Below are 18,544 nucleotides of genomic sequence, written 5' to 3' on the forward strand. Positions count from 1 at the left end.
TGATTCAAATTGTTAAAGAGCGACGCAGCTTTTGGCTGCTGCGGGAGTGGCATTCTACTCAACCGCCTTCTCGAGTCAAGCCTTATTTTACGAGGCTTTTCGAGGCTACCGACCGGCTTGTTTGCGTTGCCGCTTGCCCTGTCGATGGAGGCGCATTATAGGGAGCTAATTCGTTCTGGCAACCCCTCCTCTGCAATAAAATTGTAAAAATCGGCACTTTTTTAGTTATTCATATCCAAACACAGCTTTTATACAAACTTATCCACAGAAACCGGTGTCGTCTTGCTAGAATGGCCGAAAACAAGGAGGCCAAGATGGACTTGCGACTGAGACCTTACAAGGGAAAACGCCCGCAACTGGGCAAACGGGTATATGTGGATCCCTGCGCCACCCTAGTGGGGGATATCCAGCTGGGTGACGATGCCAGCATCTGGCCCATGGTGGCCGCCAGAGGGGACGTCAACCATATCCGCATCGGTGCCCGCAGCAATATCCAGGACGGCACAGTGCTGCACCTGACCCGCAAGAGTGCCAGCAACCCCGGCGGCTATCCGCTGCTGATAGGTGAGGATGTCACGGTCGGTCATAAAGCCATGCTGCACGGTTGCACCATAGGCGACCGGGTGCTGGTCGGCATGGGTGCCATCCTGCTGGATGGGGTGATCGTTGAAGACGATGTGATGATCGGGGCGGGCAGCCTGGTGCCACCAGGCAAGCGGCTCGAGGCCGGCTTTCTTTATATGGGCAATCCCGTCAAGCAGGCCCGCCCTCTCAAGCCGGCCGAGATCGCCTTCCTGAAGACCTCGGCCGACAACTATGTGCTGCTCAAGGATGAATACCTGCAAGAGGCCTGACCCTGCAGCCACAAACAGGAAGCCCGGCATGATGCCGGGCTTCTCTTCTTATATAGCTATGTGACCATCAGGCAGGATCAGTGGGCCTGATCCCAGTTGTCACCGGTGCCCGCTTCCACCACCAGCGGCACATACAGTTCGGCCGCACCCGACATCTTCTCCTTGATGAGGCCGATGTACTCTTCCAGCTTCTCTTCGCGGATCTCGAACACCAGTTCATCGTGTACCTGCATCAGCATGCGGATCGACTCGTCTTCAATCCCACGGATCCAGTCATCCACGTTGATCATGGCGCGCTTGATGATGTCGGCGGCCGTACCCTGCATAGGTGCGTTGATGGCGGCCCGTTCGGCAGCTTTACGCAGACCGGCGTTACGGGACTTGATGTCCGGCAGATAGAGGCGGCGACCAAACAGGGTTTCGACATAACCCTGGGCCTCCGCCTGCTGGCGAGTGCGCTCCATGTACTCCAGCACCCCCGGGTAGCGCTCGAAGTAGAGATCCATGTACTTCTGCGCTTCGGCGCGACCGATACCCAGCTGCTTGGCCAGACCGAAGGCGCTCATGCCGTAGATGAGACCGAAGTTGATCGCCTTGGCGCTGCGACGCATGTCGCTGGTCACCGCATCGAGCGCGACGCCGAATACCTCGGCGGCGGTCGCCTTGTGGATGTCCTTGCCCTCGGCAAAGGCGGTCAGCAGCCCCTTGTCACCGGAGAGGTGGGCCATGATGCGCAGCTCGATCTGGGAGTAATCCGCCGCCACCAGCTTGTAACCGGCGCACGGAATGAAGGCCTGCCGAATGCGGCGCCCCTGTTCGTTGCGCACCGGAATGTTCTGCAGGTTGGGGTCGGTGGACGACAGTCGACCGGTCGCCGCCACCGCCTGGTGATAGGAGGTGTGCACCCGCCCGGTCTGCGGCTTGATCATCAGCGGCAGCTTGTCGGTGTAGGTGGACTTGAGCTTGGCCAGGCCACGGTGCTCCATCAGCAGACGCGGCAGCTCATAGGTCTCCGCCAGCTCGGCCAGCACCTCTTCCGCAGTGGATGGCGCTCCCTTGGGGGTCTTTTTGATGATCGGCAGCCCCAGCTTGGTGAAGAGGATTTCACCCAGCTGCTTGGGCGAGGAGAGATTGAACTCCTGCCCGGCCAGCTCGTGGGCCTGCTTCTCCAGCTCTGCCAGACGCACTTCGATCTCCTGGCTCTGCTGGTGCAGCAACTTGGGCTCGATGGTGGTACCGAGTCGCTCCATCCGTGCCAGCACCGGCAGCAGCGGCAGTTCGATCTCGCTGAACACCTTGGCAAGGCCCGGCTCGGCAGAGAGCTTGCCCCACAGCGCCTGATGCAGACGCAGGGTGATGTCAGCATCTTCCGCCGCGTAAGGGGCCGCCTGCTCCAGCTCGATCTGATTGAAGGTGAGCTGCTTGACCCCCTTGCCGGCGATCTCTTCGAACGAGATGGTTTCGGCATTCAGATATCTGCGAGCCAGGGAATCCATGTCGTGGCGGCTGGCGGTGGAGTTGAGCACATAGGATTCGAGCATGGTGTCGTAGGCGATGCCCTGCAGCTCGATACCGTGGTTGAGCAGCACGTTGCGATCGTACTTGAGGTTCTGCCCCACCTTGAGACGGGTCGGATCTTCCAGCAGCGGTTTGAGCTTGCCCAGCACCACGGCCTCGGTCAGCTGTACCGGCGCCCCCAGATAGTCGTGGCCGAAGGGCACGTAGGCCGCCTTGCCCGGCTCGATGGCAAAGGAGACGCCAACGACCCGCGCTTCCATATAGTCGAGACTGGTGGTCTCGGTGTCGAAGGCAAACAGCGGCGCCGCCTGCAACCGTGCCAGCCACTCGTCGAATTCGGCCTCATCCAGGATGCAGCGATAGTCGGTTTCGATGGCGGCTGCCGGGGCGGCGCCTTCCTCATCACTTTCGGCTTCGCTCTCCTCAGCGCCACCGGACTCCAGCTCTTTGATCAGGTTGCGCAGCTCATACTCGCGATAGACCGCCAGCAGAGCCTCTTTGTCGATGGGGCCAAGCTGCAACTCTTCCAGGCTCTGTTCCAGCGCCACATCGGTCTTGATGGTAGCCAGCACATAGGAAAGGCGCACCTGCTCTTCCTGCTCGCGGAACTTGTCGGCGAACGCCTTGGAGCCACGGAAGCCGAGCGCCGCCACCTTATCGAGGTTGGCGGCGATCTCGTCGATGCTGCCTATCCCCTGCAACAGAGCCAGTGCGGTCTTCTCGCCGACACCTGTCATGCCGGGAATGTTGTCCACCTTGTCCCCCATCAGCGCCAGGTAATCGATGATGAGCTCGGGCGGTACGCCGAACTTCTCGATCACCCCTTCCCGATCGGTCTTCACATCCTTCATGGTGTCGATCAGGGTGACATGGTCGGAGACCAGCTGCGCCATGTCCTTGTCGCCGGTGCTGATGAGCACAGGCAACTGTTTCTCGGTCGCCTGACGGGCCAGGGTGCCGATCACATCGTCAGCCTCCACCCCTTCGACCATCAGGAAGGGGAAACCCATTGCCTTGATCATCTGGTGGATAGGGGCGACCTGGCTGCGCAGATCGTCCGGCATGCTGGCGCGTGTTGCCTTGTATTCGGGATAGATGTCGTCGCGGAAGGTCTTGCCCTTGGCGTCGAACACCACGGCCACGTGGCAGTCGGGGTACTGCTTGCGAAGGCTGCGCATCATGTTGGCCATGACACGGACGGCGCCGCTAGGCAAGCCGGTCGAGGTGCGCAGATCGGCCTGCTGCGAGGCAAAGAAGGCGCGGTAAAGATATGAAGATCCGTCGACCAGAATAAGAGGATTGCTAGAGGCCATGAAAATCGTCCTGCCAAGAATAAACAGCCGCTAGGATGCCACAGGGCCCGCACCACACCAAGGGGACTCCCACCATCACCCCGGCGCACCGGTGGGGCATATTGCTGTGGATAACTCTGTGCTCAAAAATGGCACCATTGCATAACGGCCGTGACAAAGCTGTGGATTAAAACAAAAAATATCCTTTAAAACAATATTTTGAGATCATGAAAACTCAACATGACGCACGCATCATGATCTCGATCAATGTGGAAAAAAATTCAAGAGGGGTGCTGAGGCAGGATCCAAAACGAAACAATCCTAGCACAGGGAGATGACTTGACCAGCGGAGGTCGAACGATAACCATACAAAAGTACAACAATCTACCCTGGCTCACATTTTCAACAACGAGGAGTCTGTCATGAAAAAAGTGGCCGTGATCTTGAGTGGTTGTGGCGTGTTTGACGGCGCCGAAATCCACGAGGCCGTCATCAGCCTGCTGGCGCTGGCCCGTCAGGGAGCATCCGTTCAATGCTTCGCCCCCAATGTCCCTCAGCTTCATGTCATCAATCACCTGACCGGCGAGGTCAGCGAGGGAGAGAGCCGCAACGTGCTGGTCGAGGCGGCCCGCATCTGCCGCGGCCAGATCAGGGATGTGGCTGAACTGGATGCAGCCGACTTCGACGCCCTGCTGGTGCCGGGCGGCTTCGGCGCCGCCAAGAACCTGTGTGACTTCGCCATCAAGGGCGCAGAGTGCCGCATCCAGCCGGATGTGCTGAAGGCCTGCCAGAGCTTTGCCAGAGCAGGCAAACCGGCCGCCTACATCTGTATCGCACCGGCCATGATCCCGCTCATCTATGGGGCAGGCACCCTGGCCACCATTGGCAACGACGAGGGCGCCGCCAACGCCATCGAAGCCATGGGTGGCAGTCATCTCGACTGCCCGGTGAGCGAATTCGTGGTGGATCAGGAGCGCAAGGTCATCTCCACCCCTGCCTACATGCTGGCCAACAATATTGTGGAGGCGGCGGACGGCATCGAGAAGACCGTCAAACAGCTGCTGGCACTCTGATTGCCCGGCAGACCAAAACAAGCGGGCCGCTCAAGGAGCGGCCCGCTTTCATTCCGGTCAGTCTAGACGAGATCAGATGGCATCGCCCATCTGGTCCATCTTGCCCAGCAGGGCACGCAGACGCTCTTGCCAGGCAACGTGCTCGTTGCGCAGTTGGTGGTTTTCGTCTTGCAGCTTGCTGTTCTGCTCTTTCAGCTCGTCCAGCTCCATCTTCAGCAAGGAGATGTTGTCGACGGCGGATTGTACTTTGGATTCGAGTTGCTCAAGGACTTCTAGTGACATATGCATACCTGTATGTTCAATTGCGATGCCCCACAGAGGGCGATTCAAGCGCGTGGAGCCAGCATACCCTGATGCGCTCGACACAAACAAGCCAGCACGTTGCAAAATGCGCCCTGCGGCCCGGTATTGCTTAAATATGCGTCGGTTTTTCTCGCAGGCAGCAGGAACCTCGATCCCGGGCGCCCGCCGTGGCATAACCCGCCCTCCTGCCGATGCCACCATCAGCCATGCAAGGCGATGAAGCCCCCCATCATCAGACAGGCCACGGCGTACATCAACAGGCCGTAGAGCAGGTTCCAGCGCAGCAGCAGCCCGGCGCTCAGGTTGTAGCGGGACGCCAGCGCCAGATTGGAGCCGGAGAGCGGGCTCGTCCCGGTCGCCAGCCCCCACCCCATGAGGAAGCACATGCCAAGCAGGCTGGGATCCGGTGCCAGCGGCCAGAGCAGCGGCGCCACCCCCGAGATGCTGATGAGAGGATGCACACCCACTATGGCCACCAGGAAGATCAGCAGCAGGGTCAGGCAGGCTTCCAGCCAGCCGAAGTGGTTGAACAGCGGCAGGCCGTGGCCACTGCCAAAGTCCAGTACTGACAGCGCGCTGTTGATGCCAGCCGCCAGCAGGCCGGCCCCCAGAAACAGCACAAGCTGGCCACCGATGGCCGGGAAGCGCTCCACCACCTGGCGCTTGAGAGCAGCCCCTCGCCCCGCTTGCGGCATGAACAGCAACGCCAGCAAGGGCGCCACCAGGGCGATCACCGCCAGAATGCTGAGTCCGGGCCAGAAACGGTGGATCACCAGCACCAGCAGTGCCAGGGTCACCGGTAGCCCCAGGGTCTGGAGCCGCAGCGGATAACCTTCAAAGGTCTCCACGCCGAGTCGCTCTACCTGCCAGGCCGTCAGCCCCATGGCCAGCAAGGCCGCCAGTATGCCAAAAGGCAGTATGCTGCCCAGTTGCAGACCCGGTGCATAGGTGAGGGCCACCGCCATGGCGACGAAGAAGGGGGACCAAAACGCAGCCGCACAGAAGATCCGGCTCAGCACCATGACCTGACGCCGCTCCAGCGTCCCGTTGCGCTCCAGCCGATCGCCGATGATGAAGAGCACCGAAAGATTGATGACGGCCCCCAGCAGGTTAAGGCTGGCCATGGTGCTCCACAGCCCCTTGCGACCGGACCAGGAGGCGGTGCCGGTCAAGAGGCCGGAGGTAGCCAGATTGAGGGTGCTCACTGCGGCAAACATGGTCAGCATGTTGATGTTCGGCAAGAGCCAGTCACCGGGGCTGAGGCTGGCCCCTCGCCACCAGGAAAAGAGCAGCAGCAGGAGCGCCGCGCCGTAGAGGGCTAGCGCCTGGCGCCGTGCGGCACCCACCAGCCAGGGCCAGGTGAGCAGGGAGGCGGCCCAGGCCGCGATGGCGGCGGGCCAGGGGGAGAAGTCCAGATAAAGGTGCAGCAGGTTGAGCAGCCACATCCCCAGGATCAGAAAGCCTGACCAGCGCTTGACCATACAACGGCCTCGGTCAGGGGATCAGAGGCACTGATCCATGTCCAGGGAAGGTTTGTCGCACTCGGGGCGGCCCACAATCCTGGCGGGCACGCCAGCGACCGTGGTGTGAGGCGGCACCGGGTTGATCACCACGCTGCCGGCACCGATCTTGGCACCGACGCCCACCTCGATGTTGCCGAGGACCTTGGCCCCCGCCCCTATCATCACCCCTTCCCGGATTTTGGGGTGACGATCGCCACTCTCCTTGCCGGTCCCCCCCAGAGTCACACTCTGAAGGATGGAGACGTCGTTCTCGATGACGGCGGTTTCGCCGACCACGATACCGGTGGCATGGTCAAACATGATGCCCTTGCCGATGCGGGCGGCCGGGTGTACATCCACGCCGAACACCACGGAGATCTGGTTTTGCAGATAGAGCGCCAGGGCACGGCGTCCCTGACGCCACAACCAGTTGGCCACCCGATACCCCTGAAGAGCATGGAATCCCTTGAGGTAGAGCAGCGGGGTGGAGAAGAGGTCGACCGCCGGGTCGCGATCCTGCACCGCGCAGATGTCGGCGGCCACTGCGGCCAGCAGCTCGGGCTCGCTGCGCAGAGCCAGCTCGATCACTTCCCGCAAGGCGATGGCAGGCATGGTGGTGCTGTCGAGCTTGTTGGCGAGCTGGAAGCTCAGCGCCGAGCGCAAATCCCGGTGATTGAGAATGGTGGAATGAAAGAAGCTGGCCAGCATGGGCTCCTGGGCCGCCATGCTCTGCGCTTCCTGCTGAATTTTTTGCCAGGTTCTGGCAACCAGATCATCCATGTTGCAGCCTACTGTTGTTCAGGGTGAGTGCTTTGTCGTTCTTTTGTCAGCACCGAGATGGGGTCCATGTGAATGATCACATCCATCCGCTCGAAGGCCTGGCGGACGGCCAGTTCAGCCTCGTCGGCTATCTGATGGGCCCTGACCAGAGGCAGTTGATCATCGAGTTCCAGATGCAACTGCACGAAACGGGTCGGCCCGGATTGGCGGGTACGCAGGTCATGTACGCCATGCACCCCCTCTACGGCGCAGCAGAGGGCCATTATTCTCGCTTGTTCCTCCTCTGGCAACTGACGATCGAGCAGGGCCTGTACCGATTCGTAACCGATATGGACGGCCCCCCACACCAGGAACAGACCGATCAGAATGGCAAACAGGCCGTCGGCCCAGTACCACCCCTGCCCCGCCAGCACCAGTGCTACCAGCACGCCGCCATTGAGCAGCAGGTCGGAACGGTAGTGCAGCATGTCTGCCTTGATGGCCACACTGTTGGTCTTGCGGATGACAAAGCCCTGGAAGCTCACCAGCAACAGGGTCAGCACGATGGAGCCGACACTGACCCAGATCCCCGCCTCCAGGCGCACCACGGGCACCTGATTCAGCATCGACGAGATGCCGTGCATCACCAGCAGCAGGGCGGACCCCGAGATGAAGGCCGACTGCACCAGACCCGCCAGGGACTCCGCCTTGCCGTGGCCGAAGCGATGCTCTTCGTCGGCAGGTGCCAGCGCATAACGGATGGCCAGCAGATTGATGAGAGAGGCGCTGATGTCCATGAAGGAATCGGTCAGGGATGCCAGCAGGCTGGATGAATCCGTCATCAGCCAAGCGATCAGTTTGCCCAGGATGAGCAGGGTGGCGGTGGTCACAGCGGCCATGCTGGCCAGGGTAACCCAGCGGGAATAGTGTTGGTGGCTCAAAACCGGCTTTCCTCCGACGCGTAAAAACTTATTATACCCTGACCCGGACGTCAGTTTGGCGTGCAAAATCAACAGAGTGACTCCCAGATGAACAAAATACTCCTGGTCGACGACGATCTCGAACTGACCCAGCTGCTCACCGAAATCCTGACCCTGGAGGGGTTTGAGGTCACCGTCGCCGAGGATGGGGAAGAGGGATTGCAGCGACTGGCAGAACAGGCTTTCGACCTGGTGCTGCTGGACGTCATGATGCCCAGACTCAACGGTTTCGCCATGCTGACCCGGCTGCGCAAGACCCACGACACCCCGGTGTTGATGCTGACCGCCCGTGGCGACAGCCAGGATCGGGTCAACGGGCTGGAGGCCGGTGCCGACGACTATCTCGCCAAGCCGTTCGACGACAGGGAACTGCTGGCCCGGGTGCGTGCCATCCTGCGTCGGACCCAGAGCCAGGCTCCCCAGCGCGGAGCCCCGGACGAGCTGAGATTCATGGATCTGGTGCTGCAGCCCGGCCTGCAACAGGCTCGCTGCGACGATCAGTTGCTGGAGCTCACTGCCACCGAGTTCGGCCTGCTGGAGTGCCTGCTGCGCAATCCGGGCCAGATCGTCAGCAAGGGCCTGCTCTCCGAGCAGGTGCTGGGCAAGAAGCTCGAACCTTTCGATCGGGCCATCGACATGCACCTGAGCAACCTGCGCAAGAAGCTGCCGGAGCGGGCTGACGGCCAGCCCCGCTTCAAGACGGTGCGGGGACGAGGCTACCTGTGGCTGGAGCAGGCATGAAATCGGCCCGCACCTTCAACGGTCTTTCCACCCAGATCTTCCTCTGGTTCTGGTTCATCCTGCTGCTGGTCGTGGCTGCGGTGGTGATCCTCCCCACTCTGGACCCCCGCAATATCATCCCGCTGCCGGCCCACGAGGTCACCCGTCTCAACAACAACCTGGCGGCGCTGCAACGGGGCGCGGATCCCGAGCAGGATTTCGATCTGGCCAAGGCCATCGATGCCGCGGGCCTCTTGCCGGTGGACAACATCTATCTACGCGATGCCAAGGGGCAGATGCAGTCCAGCACCCGGCTGAGCAAGTTCGTGATCCGTTTCATGCTCGACTCGGACAACCCGGCCAAGCCCATGCTGGGCAGCGAACACCAGCGCGCCATCGCCGGCCCCTTCCAGATGGTCCATCACGGCCAGACCTATCACGTCTATTTCGGTCTGAACGTCGAAAACTCCTACCTGTTCCTCTTCATCCAGATCCTGGATCACCCCATCCAGATCCTGGGCATCGCCATGCTGGTCAGCACCCCGCTCTGTCTGTTGCTCGCCTGGCGCCTGACCCGCCCCATACTGCAGTTGCAGCAGTCGGTCTCCCAACTCGCCCAGGGCAACCTGGAAATACAGATCCCCAACCTGGGGCGGCGCGACGAGATAGGCCAGCTGGCCGAACATGTCAGTCGCATGGTCGACACCCTCAAGGACATGATCCAGAAGCAGAAGCAGTTGCTCTCCGACATCTCCCACGAGCTGCGCAGCCCCCTGACCCGCATCCAGCTCGCACAGGCGCTGATCCGCCGCAAGCAGGGGGACAGCGCCGAGCTGGCGCGCATCGAAGGGGAGATAGCCCGGCTCGACAAGCTGATAGGGGATCTACTGGATCTGTCGCGGGTGCAGCAACATGTGGAAGCGCCGGTGACGCTGCCCCTGGCGGAGCTGCTGGAGCCCATCCTGGACGATGCCATGTTCGAGGCAAACCAGAACGGCAAACAGCTCAGGCTCCCTTCCCTGCCCGCCGAATCCCTCACCATGTGGCCGGAGCTGCTGGCGCGCGCCCTGGAAAATCCCCTGCGCAACGCCCTCAAGTATGCCCGCGAGTTCATCAAGGTGGACTGGTACCGGGAGGGACGGGAATGGGTGATGACCATACGGGATGACGGCCCTGGCGTGCCGGTGGAGCAGCAGCCCCGGTTGTTCCTGCCCTTCTTTCGGGTGGACGATGCCCGCAACGCCAAGACCGGGGGCACTGGTCTCGGCCTTGCCATCGCCGCCGAGGCGATCCAGCGTCATGGGGGGACCATCCGGGCCAGCAGCAATCAGCCGACCGGACTGGTCATCACCATCCGTCTGCCCATGCCCTGACCTCCCCCTTTTCATCGGCACGGGTGCTGGGTATGCTGGCGCCCGTTTCGCACCAGCCCAGGATCCTTCCATGCTCGATATCGTGCTCTACCAACCGGAAATCCCCCCCAACACCGGCAACATCATTCGCCTCTGCGCCAATACCGGCTACCGGTTGCACCTGATAGAGCCCCTGGGGTTCGAGTGGGATGACAAGCGGGTCAAGCGGGCCGGGCTCGACTATCACGAGTTTGCCGACGTCAAGCGCTGGCCTGACTATGAGGCGTTTCTGGCGGCCGTCGCCCCCCAACGGGTCTTTGCCTGCACCACCAAGGGACGCACCGCCCACTCGGCGGCCCGGTTTGCCCCCGGTGACGCCCTGCTGTTCGGGCCCGAGAGCCGAGGCCTGCCCATGGAGATCATCGAGAGCCTGCCATTCGAGCAGCGGCTGCGCATTCCCATGCTGCCCCAGAGCCGCAGCATGAATCTGGCCAACGCCGTCGCGGTGTTCGTCTACGAGAGCTGGCGGCAGTTCGACTATTCAGGCTCGCTCTGACCGCTGACGATATTGGCAAGACGGCCAGGATTCAGACCGACTACGCCGTCCCCTGCCCCGCCAGCAGCCGTCCATCCCGCTCCAGTCGCCAGCAGAGCCAGCCCAGCGTCAGGCCACGACCGGCCATCAAGGCACTCATGGCGGCCCACAGGGCCGCCACACCCCATCCCTGGCAGAACCACCAGATGGGAAAGAAGCCGGCAAACACCGCCACCAGCATGCTGTTGCGCATCTCCCGGGCCCGGGTGGCGCCGATAAAGACCCCGTCCAGCAGGAAGCACCAGACCGCCAGCAGCGGCATGGCCACCAGCCAGGGGAGCTGACGTTGCGCCTCGGCGATCACCGCCGGTATGTCGGTAATGTGGCGGATGAGCCAGTGTCCCCCCAGGGCAAACGAGAGGGTGAATGCCAGGGCGATCAGCAGCGCCCAGCCCAGATTGAGGACGATGGCCTCCCGCAGCAGCGGCCGATCGCGCCGCCCGATGGCACGCCCTACCATGGCTTCCACCGCATAGGCAAATCCATCCAGCCCGTAGGAAATCAGCATCAGGAAATTGAGCAGCACCGCATTGGCGGCCACCGCCACATCCCCCAGCCTGGCCCCCTGCAGAGTCATGAACACGAAGCAGAGTTGCAGGCAGAGGGAGCGGATGAAAATATCCCGGTTCAGGGCGAGCAGCCGCAGCAGGGCCGGCCACTGGCGCCAGCGCTGCCAGGCGTTGTGCCACACCCCGGGATCAAGTCGGCGCAGATGCCGGCTCACCAGCCAGAACCCCACCCCGAGCGTGCTGTAATCCGCCAGCAGGGAAGCTGCGGCCACCCCTTTCACCTGCCAGCCCAATCCCAGCACGAACCAGGCATCCAGCACCATGTTGACGAGATTGCCCAGGATCAGCAGCAGCATGGGACTGCGTGCATCCTGCATGCCCAGCAACCACCCCATGATGACCAGATTGCACAAGGCCGCCGGGGCGCTCCAGACCCGCACCGACACATATTGACCGGCATAGGTCTGTACCTCGGAAGAGCCGCCGCCGAGGGCGATGATGGCAGGCAGGAACGGCAACAACAGGAGCAACAGCACCATGCCCAGTCCGATCGCCAAGCCCAGGGCCCGCGCCAGGGTGTCGAGCTGCCCTTCGGCATGGGCTGCACCCTGAGCCTGGGCAGTCAGCCCTGTGGTGGACATGCGCAGGAAGCCAAGCAGCCAGAACAGCAGATTGATGAAGGTCGCACCGACCGACACGCCCCCCAGAAACCAGGCCTGGCCAAGATGACCGATCACCCAGGTGTCCACCAACCCCAGCAAGGGCGTGGTGACGTTGGAGAACACCATGGGCAGGGCCAGGGCGAAGACGGCTCTGTGGCGGCGAGGATCCTTCAGCCAGGCGGGAATCAGCATGGTGCGCGCCGGGATCACTCGCCAGCCAGCCGCACAATGCGCGCGAAGTCGGCCACCATGGCCTGCATGTCCACGTGGGGCACCTCACCCGGTGCCACTTTGGGTCGGAAGGTGGCCACCAGCTTCCCCTCGGGGTTGATCAGCACGATGGAGGCGGAGTGGTCGATCAGGTAGTCCTTGCGATCCCCTTCCACGATGGAATAGACCAGCCCCAGATTGCGGACCAGAGGAAAGAGGGCACTGTGAGGTGCTGTCGCCGCCTTGAACTCGGGCTCGAAGAAGGCGGTATAGCTTTTCAGGCGGGCGCTGTCATCCCGCTGGGGATCCGCCGAGATGAATACCACCTGGCTAGTGGGGGCTATCTTCTTCAACGCCGGATAGACGCTGCGCAGATCCGCCAGCGTGGTCGGACAGACATCCGGGCAGTAGGTGTAGCCGATGAACAGAAAGCTCCAGTGTCCCGTCAGGTTGGCAGGGGTAAAGGGCTGTGCATCCGCATCCGTGAGGGTAAACGGGTTGATGTCTCGCCCCGCCGGGTAGTAATCGGCCTGTTCCGGCACCGCGGGCTGACTCCAGTAATAAGCCGCCGCAATGGCGCCGATGAACAGCAAAAGCAGCAGGTAAAAGCGTGGTTTAACCATATAAAACAAAGCCTTGCTTATGTTAGAAGCCCTAGGGGCAAAACCGGTAGGGGTCATTGTAACCCGCCCGCCCCCGCCGCTGGCTAGTCTTGCATCCCGGCGGGAAAGCGTCTGTGCCATGGATAAGCCGCATCGGCGCCAAAACAAGAGCCCCGCTCTGGCGGGGCTCTTGTCTGTACAGGAAGAGGGATCAGGGCCGCAGCCTGTGCTGCGGCTGGGCACGTCTCAGGGGGACGCGCAGCGGGATGACGGGGGCAGTCCAGGGCTCATCCGGCAATCCGATGTCGTGATGACGGCGAAACAGACGAACCAGGCGGACAATCTTGTCTTTGGGGCACCCAAGCCAGATGGTCCAACCATCTCCCTTGTGATAGACCCAGAGCGCATAGAACCATGTCATCCGACTGCCCTTGATGAATCGGGTGATGGAAGATGCGGGCGCTGCGGCCGGCACCGGATCCCACGGCGAGCTTGAAGCCATACCTGTCCTCCTTGCTCAACAGGTCACGCTGACGGGTCTCTTTGTCCCCAACGACGAACCAACCACGGCAGCGTACTGACTGTACGAGTCCCCAGTCTGAGGCGACTCTCCCTTCTGCGCACCGACTCGGCGATCATGCATCCCTGCCATGGCGTACTACCCGGTGCGACTCCCCCTTCCCTGATCACCGACCATGACAGGGGCCTTATCAAAGGATATATCCGAAATGCATGTCGTGCGGCGAGACTGTGCGCACAGGAAGGAGAAGCGAAAAGGTGGGGAGGGAGATGCCATCGGCAGATGAAAATGAAGAGGCCTCCCGCAGGAGGCCTCTTCATCGCATCGGATGTTTACATCCAGTCGGCGTTGCGGATTACGCCGACCGCCAGGCCCTCTATGGTAAGGTGCTGACTGGCGAGATCCACCTCGATGGGGGAGAGCTCTTCGTTTTCCGGCAGCAGCCACACCTGGCTGCCCTTGCGCTGGAAGCGCTTGACGGTGACATCCTCGTCGAGCCGTGCTACCACGACCTGGCCGTTGCGTACCTCCTGGGTCTTGTGTACCGCCAGCAGGTCCCCGTCCATGATGCCGATGTTCTTCATGCTCATGCCCTGCACCCGCAGCAGGAAGTCTGCCCGCGGGTGGAACAGGGCGGGATCTACCTGGTAGTGGCTCTCGATATGTTCCTGGGCCAGGATGGGTTCCCCGGCCGCCACCTTGCCAATCAGTGGTAGGCCGTTTTCTTCAGGCTGCACGTCCTCTTCTTCGAGTAGCAGACGAATGCCGCGGGACGTGCCCGGCATGATCTCGATGACCCCTTTTTTGGCCAGGGCCTTAAGATGTTCTTCGGCCGCGTTGGCCGACTTGAAGCCAAGCTTCTGGGCAATCTCGGCGCGAGTCGGCGGCATGCCGGTCTCGTTCATGTTCGCCTTGATGAGCTCGAGTACTTCAGCCTGGCGAGGGGTAAGGGGTTTCATAGCATGGGCACCTGTCTTTTTATACAGCACACTGGCAGTATATACAGTGCTGGGGCCAAGGCAAGGCGCAACTGGCATTTGTCGCGACCCGACGCACATTTGTCCCTCCCCCCGCTCTGAAGTGCCGACTCATCGTACCTCTCGGCGACAAGCAGTCGGTGATTTGCTATGCTCACGCCGCATTTTTTTGGAGAGCAGACGCACATGTCCCTTGGACAGAAGATATCCAGAGCCATCCTGCAATGGCCGGTCAGCGGCTTGGTCAATCACAAGAGCCTGCCGGAAAACCCCATCACCGAGCTCAAGCTGGATCCGGCCAGACCCATCGTCTATGCCCTGAAGACCAGCTCGATCACCGACCTGATGACCCTGCAACAGTGCTGCGAGGATCTCGGCCTGCCCGGCCCCTTCACGCCGCTGGAGCTGAACGGTCAACTGCTGCCACGCTACGTCTGTCTGGATCGTCCGCCTCCCCTGTTCGGCACGCGCAACAAGCCGCTCCCCTTCCTGCAGGAGTTCCACCAGCTGCTGGACCTGCACAAGCAGGATCCGGCGCTGGACATCCAGGTAGTACCCGTCACCCTGTTCTGGGGCCGCGCCCCGGGCCGGGAAGGCGAGGAGGCATCCGGCTGGAACATCATCAGCAGCCTGGCGCCAAACCGCCTGAAGAAGGCGCTGATCGTGATCCTGAAAGGGCGCGAGAACCTGGTGCGCTTCTCCCCGCCCCTCTCCCTGCGCTACATGGCGGACAAGCACGGCACCGACGAGGCCATCGCCCACAAGCTGGCGCGGGTGGCCCGCACCCACTTCAGCCGCCAACAGCTGGCCGCCACCGGACCCAAGTTGCCGAACCGCAACCTGCTGTTCAAGCAACTGCTGGATTCGAGCGTGATCCAGCAGGCCATCGAGGAGGAGGCCAGACGGGAAGGGATCAGCCTGGAGAAGGCGCAAAAGCGTGCCCACGGCTACATGGACGAGATCGCCTCCAATTTTTCCTATCGGTTGATCCGCCTCGGCGAAAGCTTCCTCGGCTGGCTGTGGAACAAGCTCTATCGCGGCCTCTCGGTCAACGGAGCAGAGCAGGTGCGTCAGCTGGCCCAGGAAGGGCATGAGATCGTCTACGTCCCCTGCCATCGCAGCCACATGGATTACCTGCTGCTCTCCTACGTCATCTACCACCAGGGCATGGTGCCACCCCACATCGCGGCGGGCATCAACCTCAACTTCTGGCCGGCGGGCCCCATCTTCCGCCACGGCGGCGCCTTCTTCATCCGCCGCACCTTCAAGGGCAATCCGCTCTACAGCACGGTATTCCGGGAGTACCTCAACCTGCTGTTTGCCAAGGGCTACTCGGTGGAGTTCTTCACCGAGGGCGGGCGTTCGCGTACCGGTCGCCTGCTGCCCCCCAAGACCGGCATGCTGGCCATGACCCTGCAGGCCATGATGCGCGGGCTGGACAGGCCGGTCACCCTGGTCCCCGTCTACCTCGGCTACGAGCACGTGATGGAGGTGAATACCTACCACAACGAACTCAAGGGGAGCCGCAAGGAGAAGGAAAGCTTCCTGCAGGTGCTCGGCATCCTGCGCAAGCTGCGCAACTATGGCCGTGGCTTCGTCAATTTCGGCGAACCACTGACCCTCAACAGCTACCTCGGCGAACATGTGCCCACCTGGAAGGAGAGCATCGGCCGGGAGGAGCGCCCCGAGTGGATGGCCTCCACCGTCAACCAGCTGGCCGAGCTGCTGATGACCCGCATCAACGATGCCGCCGCCGTCAACGGCTTGACCCTGAGTGCCCTGGCCCTGCTGGCCGCCGAGCGCCACGCCCTGACCCGGGACGAACTCCAGGCCCAGCTCAACACCTATCTGGACCTGCTCAAGCAAGTGCCCTACAGCCCGCACAGCACCATGCCGGACGAGGACGCCAGGACCCTGCTGGAGCAGGCGATGGAGCTCAACAAGTTCGAGGTGAGCGAGGACAAGCTGGGCCAGATCATCAGCCTGGACCGCTATCAGGCGATCCTGCTCACCTACTACCGCAACAACATACTGCACCTGTTCGCCATGCCCTCCCTGGTGGCGGCCCTGATCGAGCGGTGCGAGGGGATCTCCCGCAGCGAGATCGTCGCCCGCTGTGTCGACATCTACCCCCTGCTCAAGACCGAACTCTTCCTGCGCTATGAAGAGGACGAGCTGCCGGAACTGATCGATGCCCTGCTGGCCGAGCTGTTACGCCAGCAACTGGTCGAGGCACGCGACGGCGGCTACTGGGTCAACCCCGGCAACCAGATGCGCCTGCTGCTCTTGGCCGAAAGCATTCAGGAGACCCTGCAACGCTACGCCATCGTGCTGACCCGCATGCTGGCCCAACCCCACATCGAGGCGGAGCAACTGGAAGCGGACGGCCTGATGATGGCGGAGCGCCTCGGCACCCTGCACGGCATCAACGCCCCCGAGTTCTTCGACCAGAAGCTGTTCAGCACCCTGATCCACACCCTGCGCAGCGAAGGCTATCTGGATCCGGGCTGCAAACCGGATCTCGGCCGCTTCCAGGCATTGGCCGACAACATAGTGCCGCTGCTTAGCAACAAGATCCGCCGCACCATCCAGGCGGGCAACCGGCTCTGAGGCGTCGACACCCAACAAAAAGGCCGCATCATGCGGCCTTTTTTCATCCAGGAAGGGGGGCGGGTTAGAGGTAGTGAACCATCACCCCGAGCAGCACCAGCGCCCCCACGTAGTTGTTGTTGAGGAAGGCCTGGAAGCAGGCTTCCCGCTGCCGCTCCCGGATCAGTCGCTGCTGGTAGACGAACAGCGCCGCCGCCCCCAGCAGTCCCCAGTAATAACCGGATCCCAACCCCATCAGCTGCCCGACCCCCAGCAGGATCAGCAGGGTCGCCAGTTGCAGCGCGCCGATGATCCGCTTGTCGTGACGGCCGAACAGGATGGCGCTCGATTTCAGGCCGAGCTTGAGGTCGTCATCCCTGTCCACCATGGCGTACTCGGTGTCATAGGCGATGGTCCACAGCAGGTTGGCAAGAAACAACAGCCAGGCTTCCGGCGGCAGGGCATTGGCCTGAGCCGCATAGGCCATGGGAATGGACCAGGAGAAGGCCATGCCAAGCACCAGCTGGGGGATGGGGATGAAGCGCTTCATGAAGGGGTAGCAGACCGCCAGCAGCAGACCGGCAAAGGACAGGCTGATGGTGAGCGGGTTCAACGTCAGCACCAGGGCGAACGAGAGAAGCGCCAGCACGGCGAACAGCACCAGCACTTCCCGCTCGGCGACCCGCCCCATGGGCAGCGGTCGCCCGGCGGTGCGTTTCACATGACCGTCGAAGTTGCGATCCGCATAGTCATTGATGACACAGCCGGCGGAGCGCATCAGAAAAACGCCCACCACGAACACGGTCAGGATCCAGGGGTCAGGCAGGCCACCAGCCGCCAGACAGAGCGCCCACAGGGTCGGCCACAGCAGCAGCAGGGTACCGATGGGCTTGTCGATGCGGGCCAACTGCGCATAGGCCAGTCCCCGCTCCTTGGTTAACAGCTTCACTCCAGCTCCTTATCCGATGGCAACGAATGAGACGATAGCGAGGGCAGGAAAAGTTCATGGACCAGCAGTGGCCATTGCCCCAGAAACAGGCGGGAACGACGCCCCCATACGGTGGCGGCCGGACACCAGGGATTGCTCGCTATCTCGAAACAGGCCAGTTGCAGGTGATCCCGCCGCGCCGGTGCCCCACCGAAAATGCGCTCTCCCAGCGGCTGCTCTCCCAGATCCTGCAAACCGCCCCCCTGCAAGGCCGCTTCGGCAAACAGGGTCCAACCCAGGATGGCAGGCCCGCCATCACCGTGCAGGATCACCTCGCGGCACATGCCCACGGGGGCCGGCACCGCTACCAGCGCCTGCTCGTCCACCGTCAGCGACACGGCGCGATTGCCGAGCAGTTGCACCGAGAGGTGATGATTGTAACGACGCAGGCGCCGGGTCATGGAATCGGCCTCCAGCAACCAGGGACGCAGCGCCTCGGGCGGTTCGCACTCTGCAGGCGCCCGCCACGGGACGAGCTGGACGAGGGGAACAGTCAACTCGGACTTCACAGCTTCACCATCCGGAGATTTCCGTTGTCA

General features: G+C 62.1%; 17 protein-coding genes. 6 read left to right on the top strand and 11 right to left on the bottom strand.

Features of this window, described 5'->3' with window-relative positions; translation table 11 throughout:
* Positions 1–314: 314 nt before the first annotated feature.
* A complete protein-coding gene (locus AB5Y89_RS08160) occupies positions 315–854 on the top strand; it encodes a gamma carbonic anhydrase family protein (protein ID WP_053288965.1) in 540 nt (179 codons plus the stop codon).
* A gap of 77 nt (positions 855–931) precedes the next feature.
* Here AB5Y89_RS08160 and polA read toward each other — a convergent pair whose 3' ends face one another.
* Positions 932–3,685 carry a DNA polymerase I gene (gene polA, locus AB5Y89_RS08165; RefSeq protein ID WP_319892185.1) on the bottom strand — a complete coding sequence of 918 codons (2,754 nt, stop codon included), beginning with the start codon at positions 3,683–3,685 and terminating at the stop codon, positions 932–934.
* 401 nt (positions 3,686–4,086) lie between these two features.
* Between polA and elbB the strand changes: the two genes are divergently transcribed.
* A complete protein-coding gene (gene elbB / locus AB5Y89_RS08170) occupies positions 4,087–4,737 on the top strand; it encodes an isoprenoid biosynthesis glyoxalase ElbB (RefSeq protein ID WP_042878992.1) in 651 nt (216 codons plus the stop codon).
* Positions 4,738–4,809: 72 nt separating this feature from the next.
* Here the strand turns inward: elbB and AB5Y89_RS08175 are convergent, their stop codons facing one another.
* The 4 genes from AB5Y89_RS08175 to AB5Y89_RS08190 all read right to left on the bottom strand — a co-directional run bounded on the left by AB5Y89_RS08175 (position 4,810) and on the right by AB5Y89_RS08190 (position 8,242).
* Entirely contained in the window at positions 4,810–5,019 is a 210-nt protein-coding gene (locus AB5Y89_RS08175) for a cell division protein ZapB (protein ID WP_010672454.1), read from the bottom strand.
* A gap of 221 nt (positions 5,020–5,240) precedes the next feature.
* Positions 5,241–6,521: a hypothetical protein gene (locus AB5Y89_RS08180; RefSeq protein WP_010672453.1), complete on the bottom strand. Its 1,281-nt coding sequence runs from the start codon at positions 6,519–6,521 to the stop codon at positions 5,241–5,243.
* A gap of 21 nt (positions 6,522–6,542) precedes the next feature.
* A complete protein-coding gene (gene cysE, locus AB5Y89_RS08185) occupies positions 6,543–7,322 on the bottom strand; it encodes a serine O-acetyltransferase (RefSeq protein ID WP_010672452.1) in 780 nt (259 codons plus the stop codon).
* Between the two features lie 8 nt (positions 7,323–7,330).
* The gene (locus tag AB5Y89_RS08190) at positions 7,331–8,242 is read right to left on the bottom strand and encodes a cation diffusion facilitator family transporter (RefSeq protein WP_043155671.1); all 912 of its coding nucleotides are present in this window, start codon (positions 8,240–8,242) and stop codon (positions 7,331–7,333) included.
* 87 nt (positions 8,243–8,329) lie between these two features.
* Here AB5Y89_RS08190 and AB5Y89_RS08195 point away from each other — a divergent pair, with 87 nt between their 5' ends.
* The 3 genes from AB5Y89_RS08195 (at position 8,330) to trmL (ending at position 10,909) form a co-directional block, all read left to right on the top strand.
* The gene (locus AB5Y89_RS08195) at positions 8,330–9,022 is read left to right on the top strand and encodes a response regulator (RefSeq protein ID WP_069651467.1); all 693 of its coding nucleotides are present in this window, start codon (positions 8,330–8,332) and stop codon (positions 9,020–9,022) included.
* A complete protein-coding gene (locus tag AB5Y89_RS08200; protein ID WP_103244036.1) occupies positions 9,019–10,374 on the top strand; it encodes an ATP-binding protein in 1,356 nt (451 codons plus the stop codon). Before AB5Y89_RS08195 ends, AB5Y89_RS08200 begins: the two co-directional genes overlap by 4 nt.
* A 70-nt stretch (positions 10,375–10,444) precedes the next feature.
* A complete protein-coding gene (gene trmL / locus AB5Y89_RS08205) occupies positions 10,445–10,909 on the top strand; it encodes a tRNA (uridine(34)/cytosine(34)/5-carboxymethylaminomethyluridine(34)-2'-O)-methyltransferase TrmL (protein ID WP_039041146.1) in 465 nt (154 codons plus the stop codon).
* A gap of 40 nt (positions 10,910–10,949) precedes the next feature.
* On the opposite strand, the gene dinF is transcribed toward trmL, so the two are convergent.
* From dinF to lexA, 4 genes are all read right to left on the bottom strand, one after another.
* Complete coding sequence (gene dinF, locus AB5Y89_RS08210; RefSeq protein WP_368223451.1) at positions 10,950–12,311, bottom strand: MATE family efflux transporter DinF; 1,362 nt, start codon at positions 12,309–12,311, stop codon at positions 10,950–10,952.
* A gap of 14 nt (positions 12,312–12,325) precedes the next feature.
* Positions 12,326–12,952: an SCO family protein gene (locus tag AB5Y89_RS08215; protein ID WP_045522510.1), complete on the bottom strand. Its 627-nt coding sequence runs from the start codon at positions 12,950–12,952 to the stop codon at positions 12,326–12,328.
* A gap of 190 nt (positions 12,953–13,142) precedes the next feature.
* On the bottom strand, positions 13,143–13,433 hold the full coding sequence (locus AB5Y89_RS08220) for a hypothetical protein (protein ID WP_010672445.1): 291 nt from the start codon (positions 13,431–13,433) through the stop codon (positions 13,143–13,145).
* Positions 13,434–13,783: 350 nt separating this feature from the next.
* Entirely contained in the window at positions 13,784–14,410 is a 627-nt protein-coding gene (lexA, locus tag AB5Y89_RS08225; protein WP_010672444.1) for a transcriptional repressor LexA, read from the bottom strand.
* Positions 14,411–14,614: 204 nt separating this feature from the next.
* Here lexA and plsB point away from each other — a divergent pair, with 204 nt between their 5' ends.
* Positions 14,615–17,038: a glycerol-3-phosphate 1-O-acyltransferase PlsB gene (plsB, locus tag AB5Y89_RS08230; RefSeq protein WP_010672443.1), complete on the top strand. Its 2,424-nt coding sequence runs from the start codon at positions 14,615–14,617 to the stop codon at positions 17,036–17,038.
* Between the two features lie 64 nt (positions 17,039–17,102).
* Here the strand turns inward: plsB and ubiA are convergent, their stop codons facing one another.
* Both ubiA and AB5Y89_RS08240 read right to left on the bottom strand, forming a co-directional pair.
* Positions 17,103–17,966 (bottom strand): 4-hydroxybenzoate octaprenyltransferase, encoded by an 864-nt coding sequence (ubiA, locus tag AB5Y89_RS08235; RefSeq protein WP_010672442.1) that lies wholly within the window; start codon positions 17,964–17,966, stop codon positions 17,103–17,105.
* Positions 17,963–18,514 (bottom strand): chorismate lyase, encoded by a 552-nt coding sequence (locus tag AB5Y89_RS08240; protein ID WP_202043486.1) that lies wholly within the window; start codon positions 18,512–18,514, stop codon positions 17,963–17,965. Before AB5Y89_RS08240 ends, ubiA begins: the two co-directional genes overlap by 4 nt.
* Positions 18,515–18,544: the final 30 nt, after the last annotated feature.

Source organism: Aeromonas sp. s4, assembly GCF_040907855.1.
In the GTDB taxonomy this organism is placed as follows: domain Bacteria; phylum Pseudomonadota; class Gammaproteobacteria; order Enterobacterales; family Aeromonadaceae; genus Aeromonas; species Aeromonas caviae.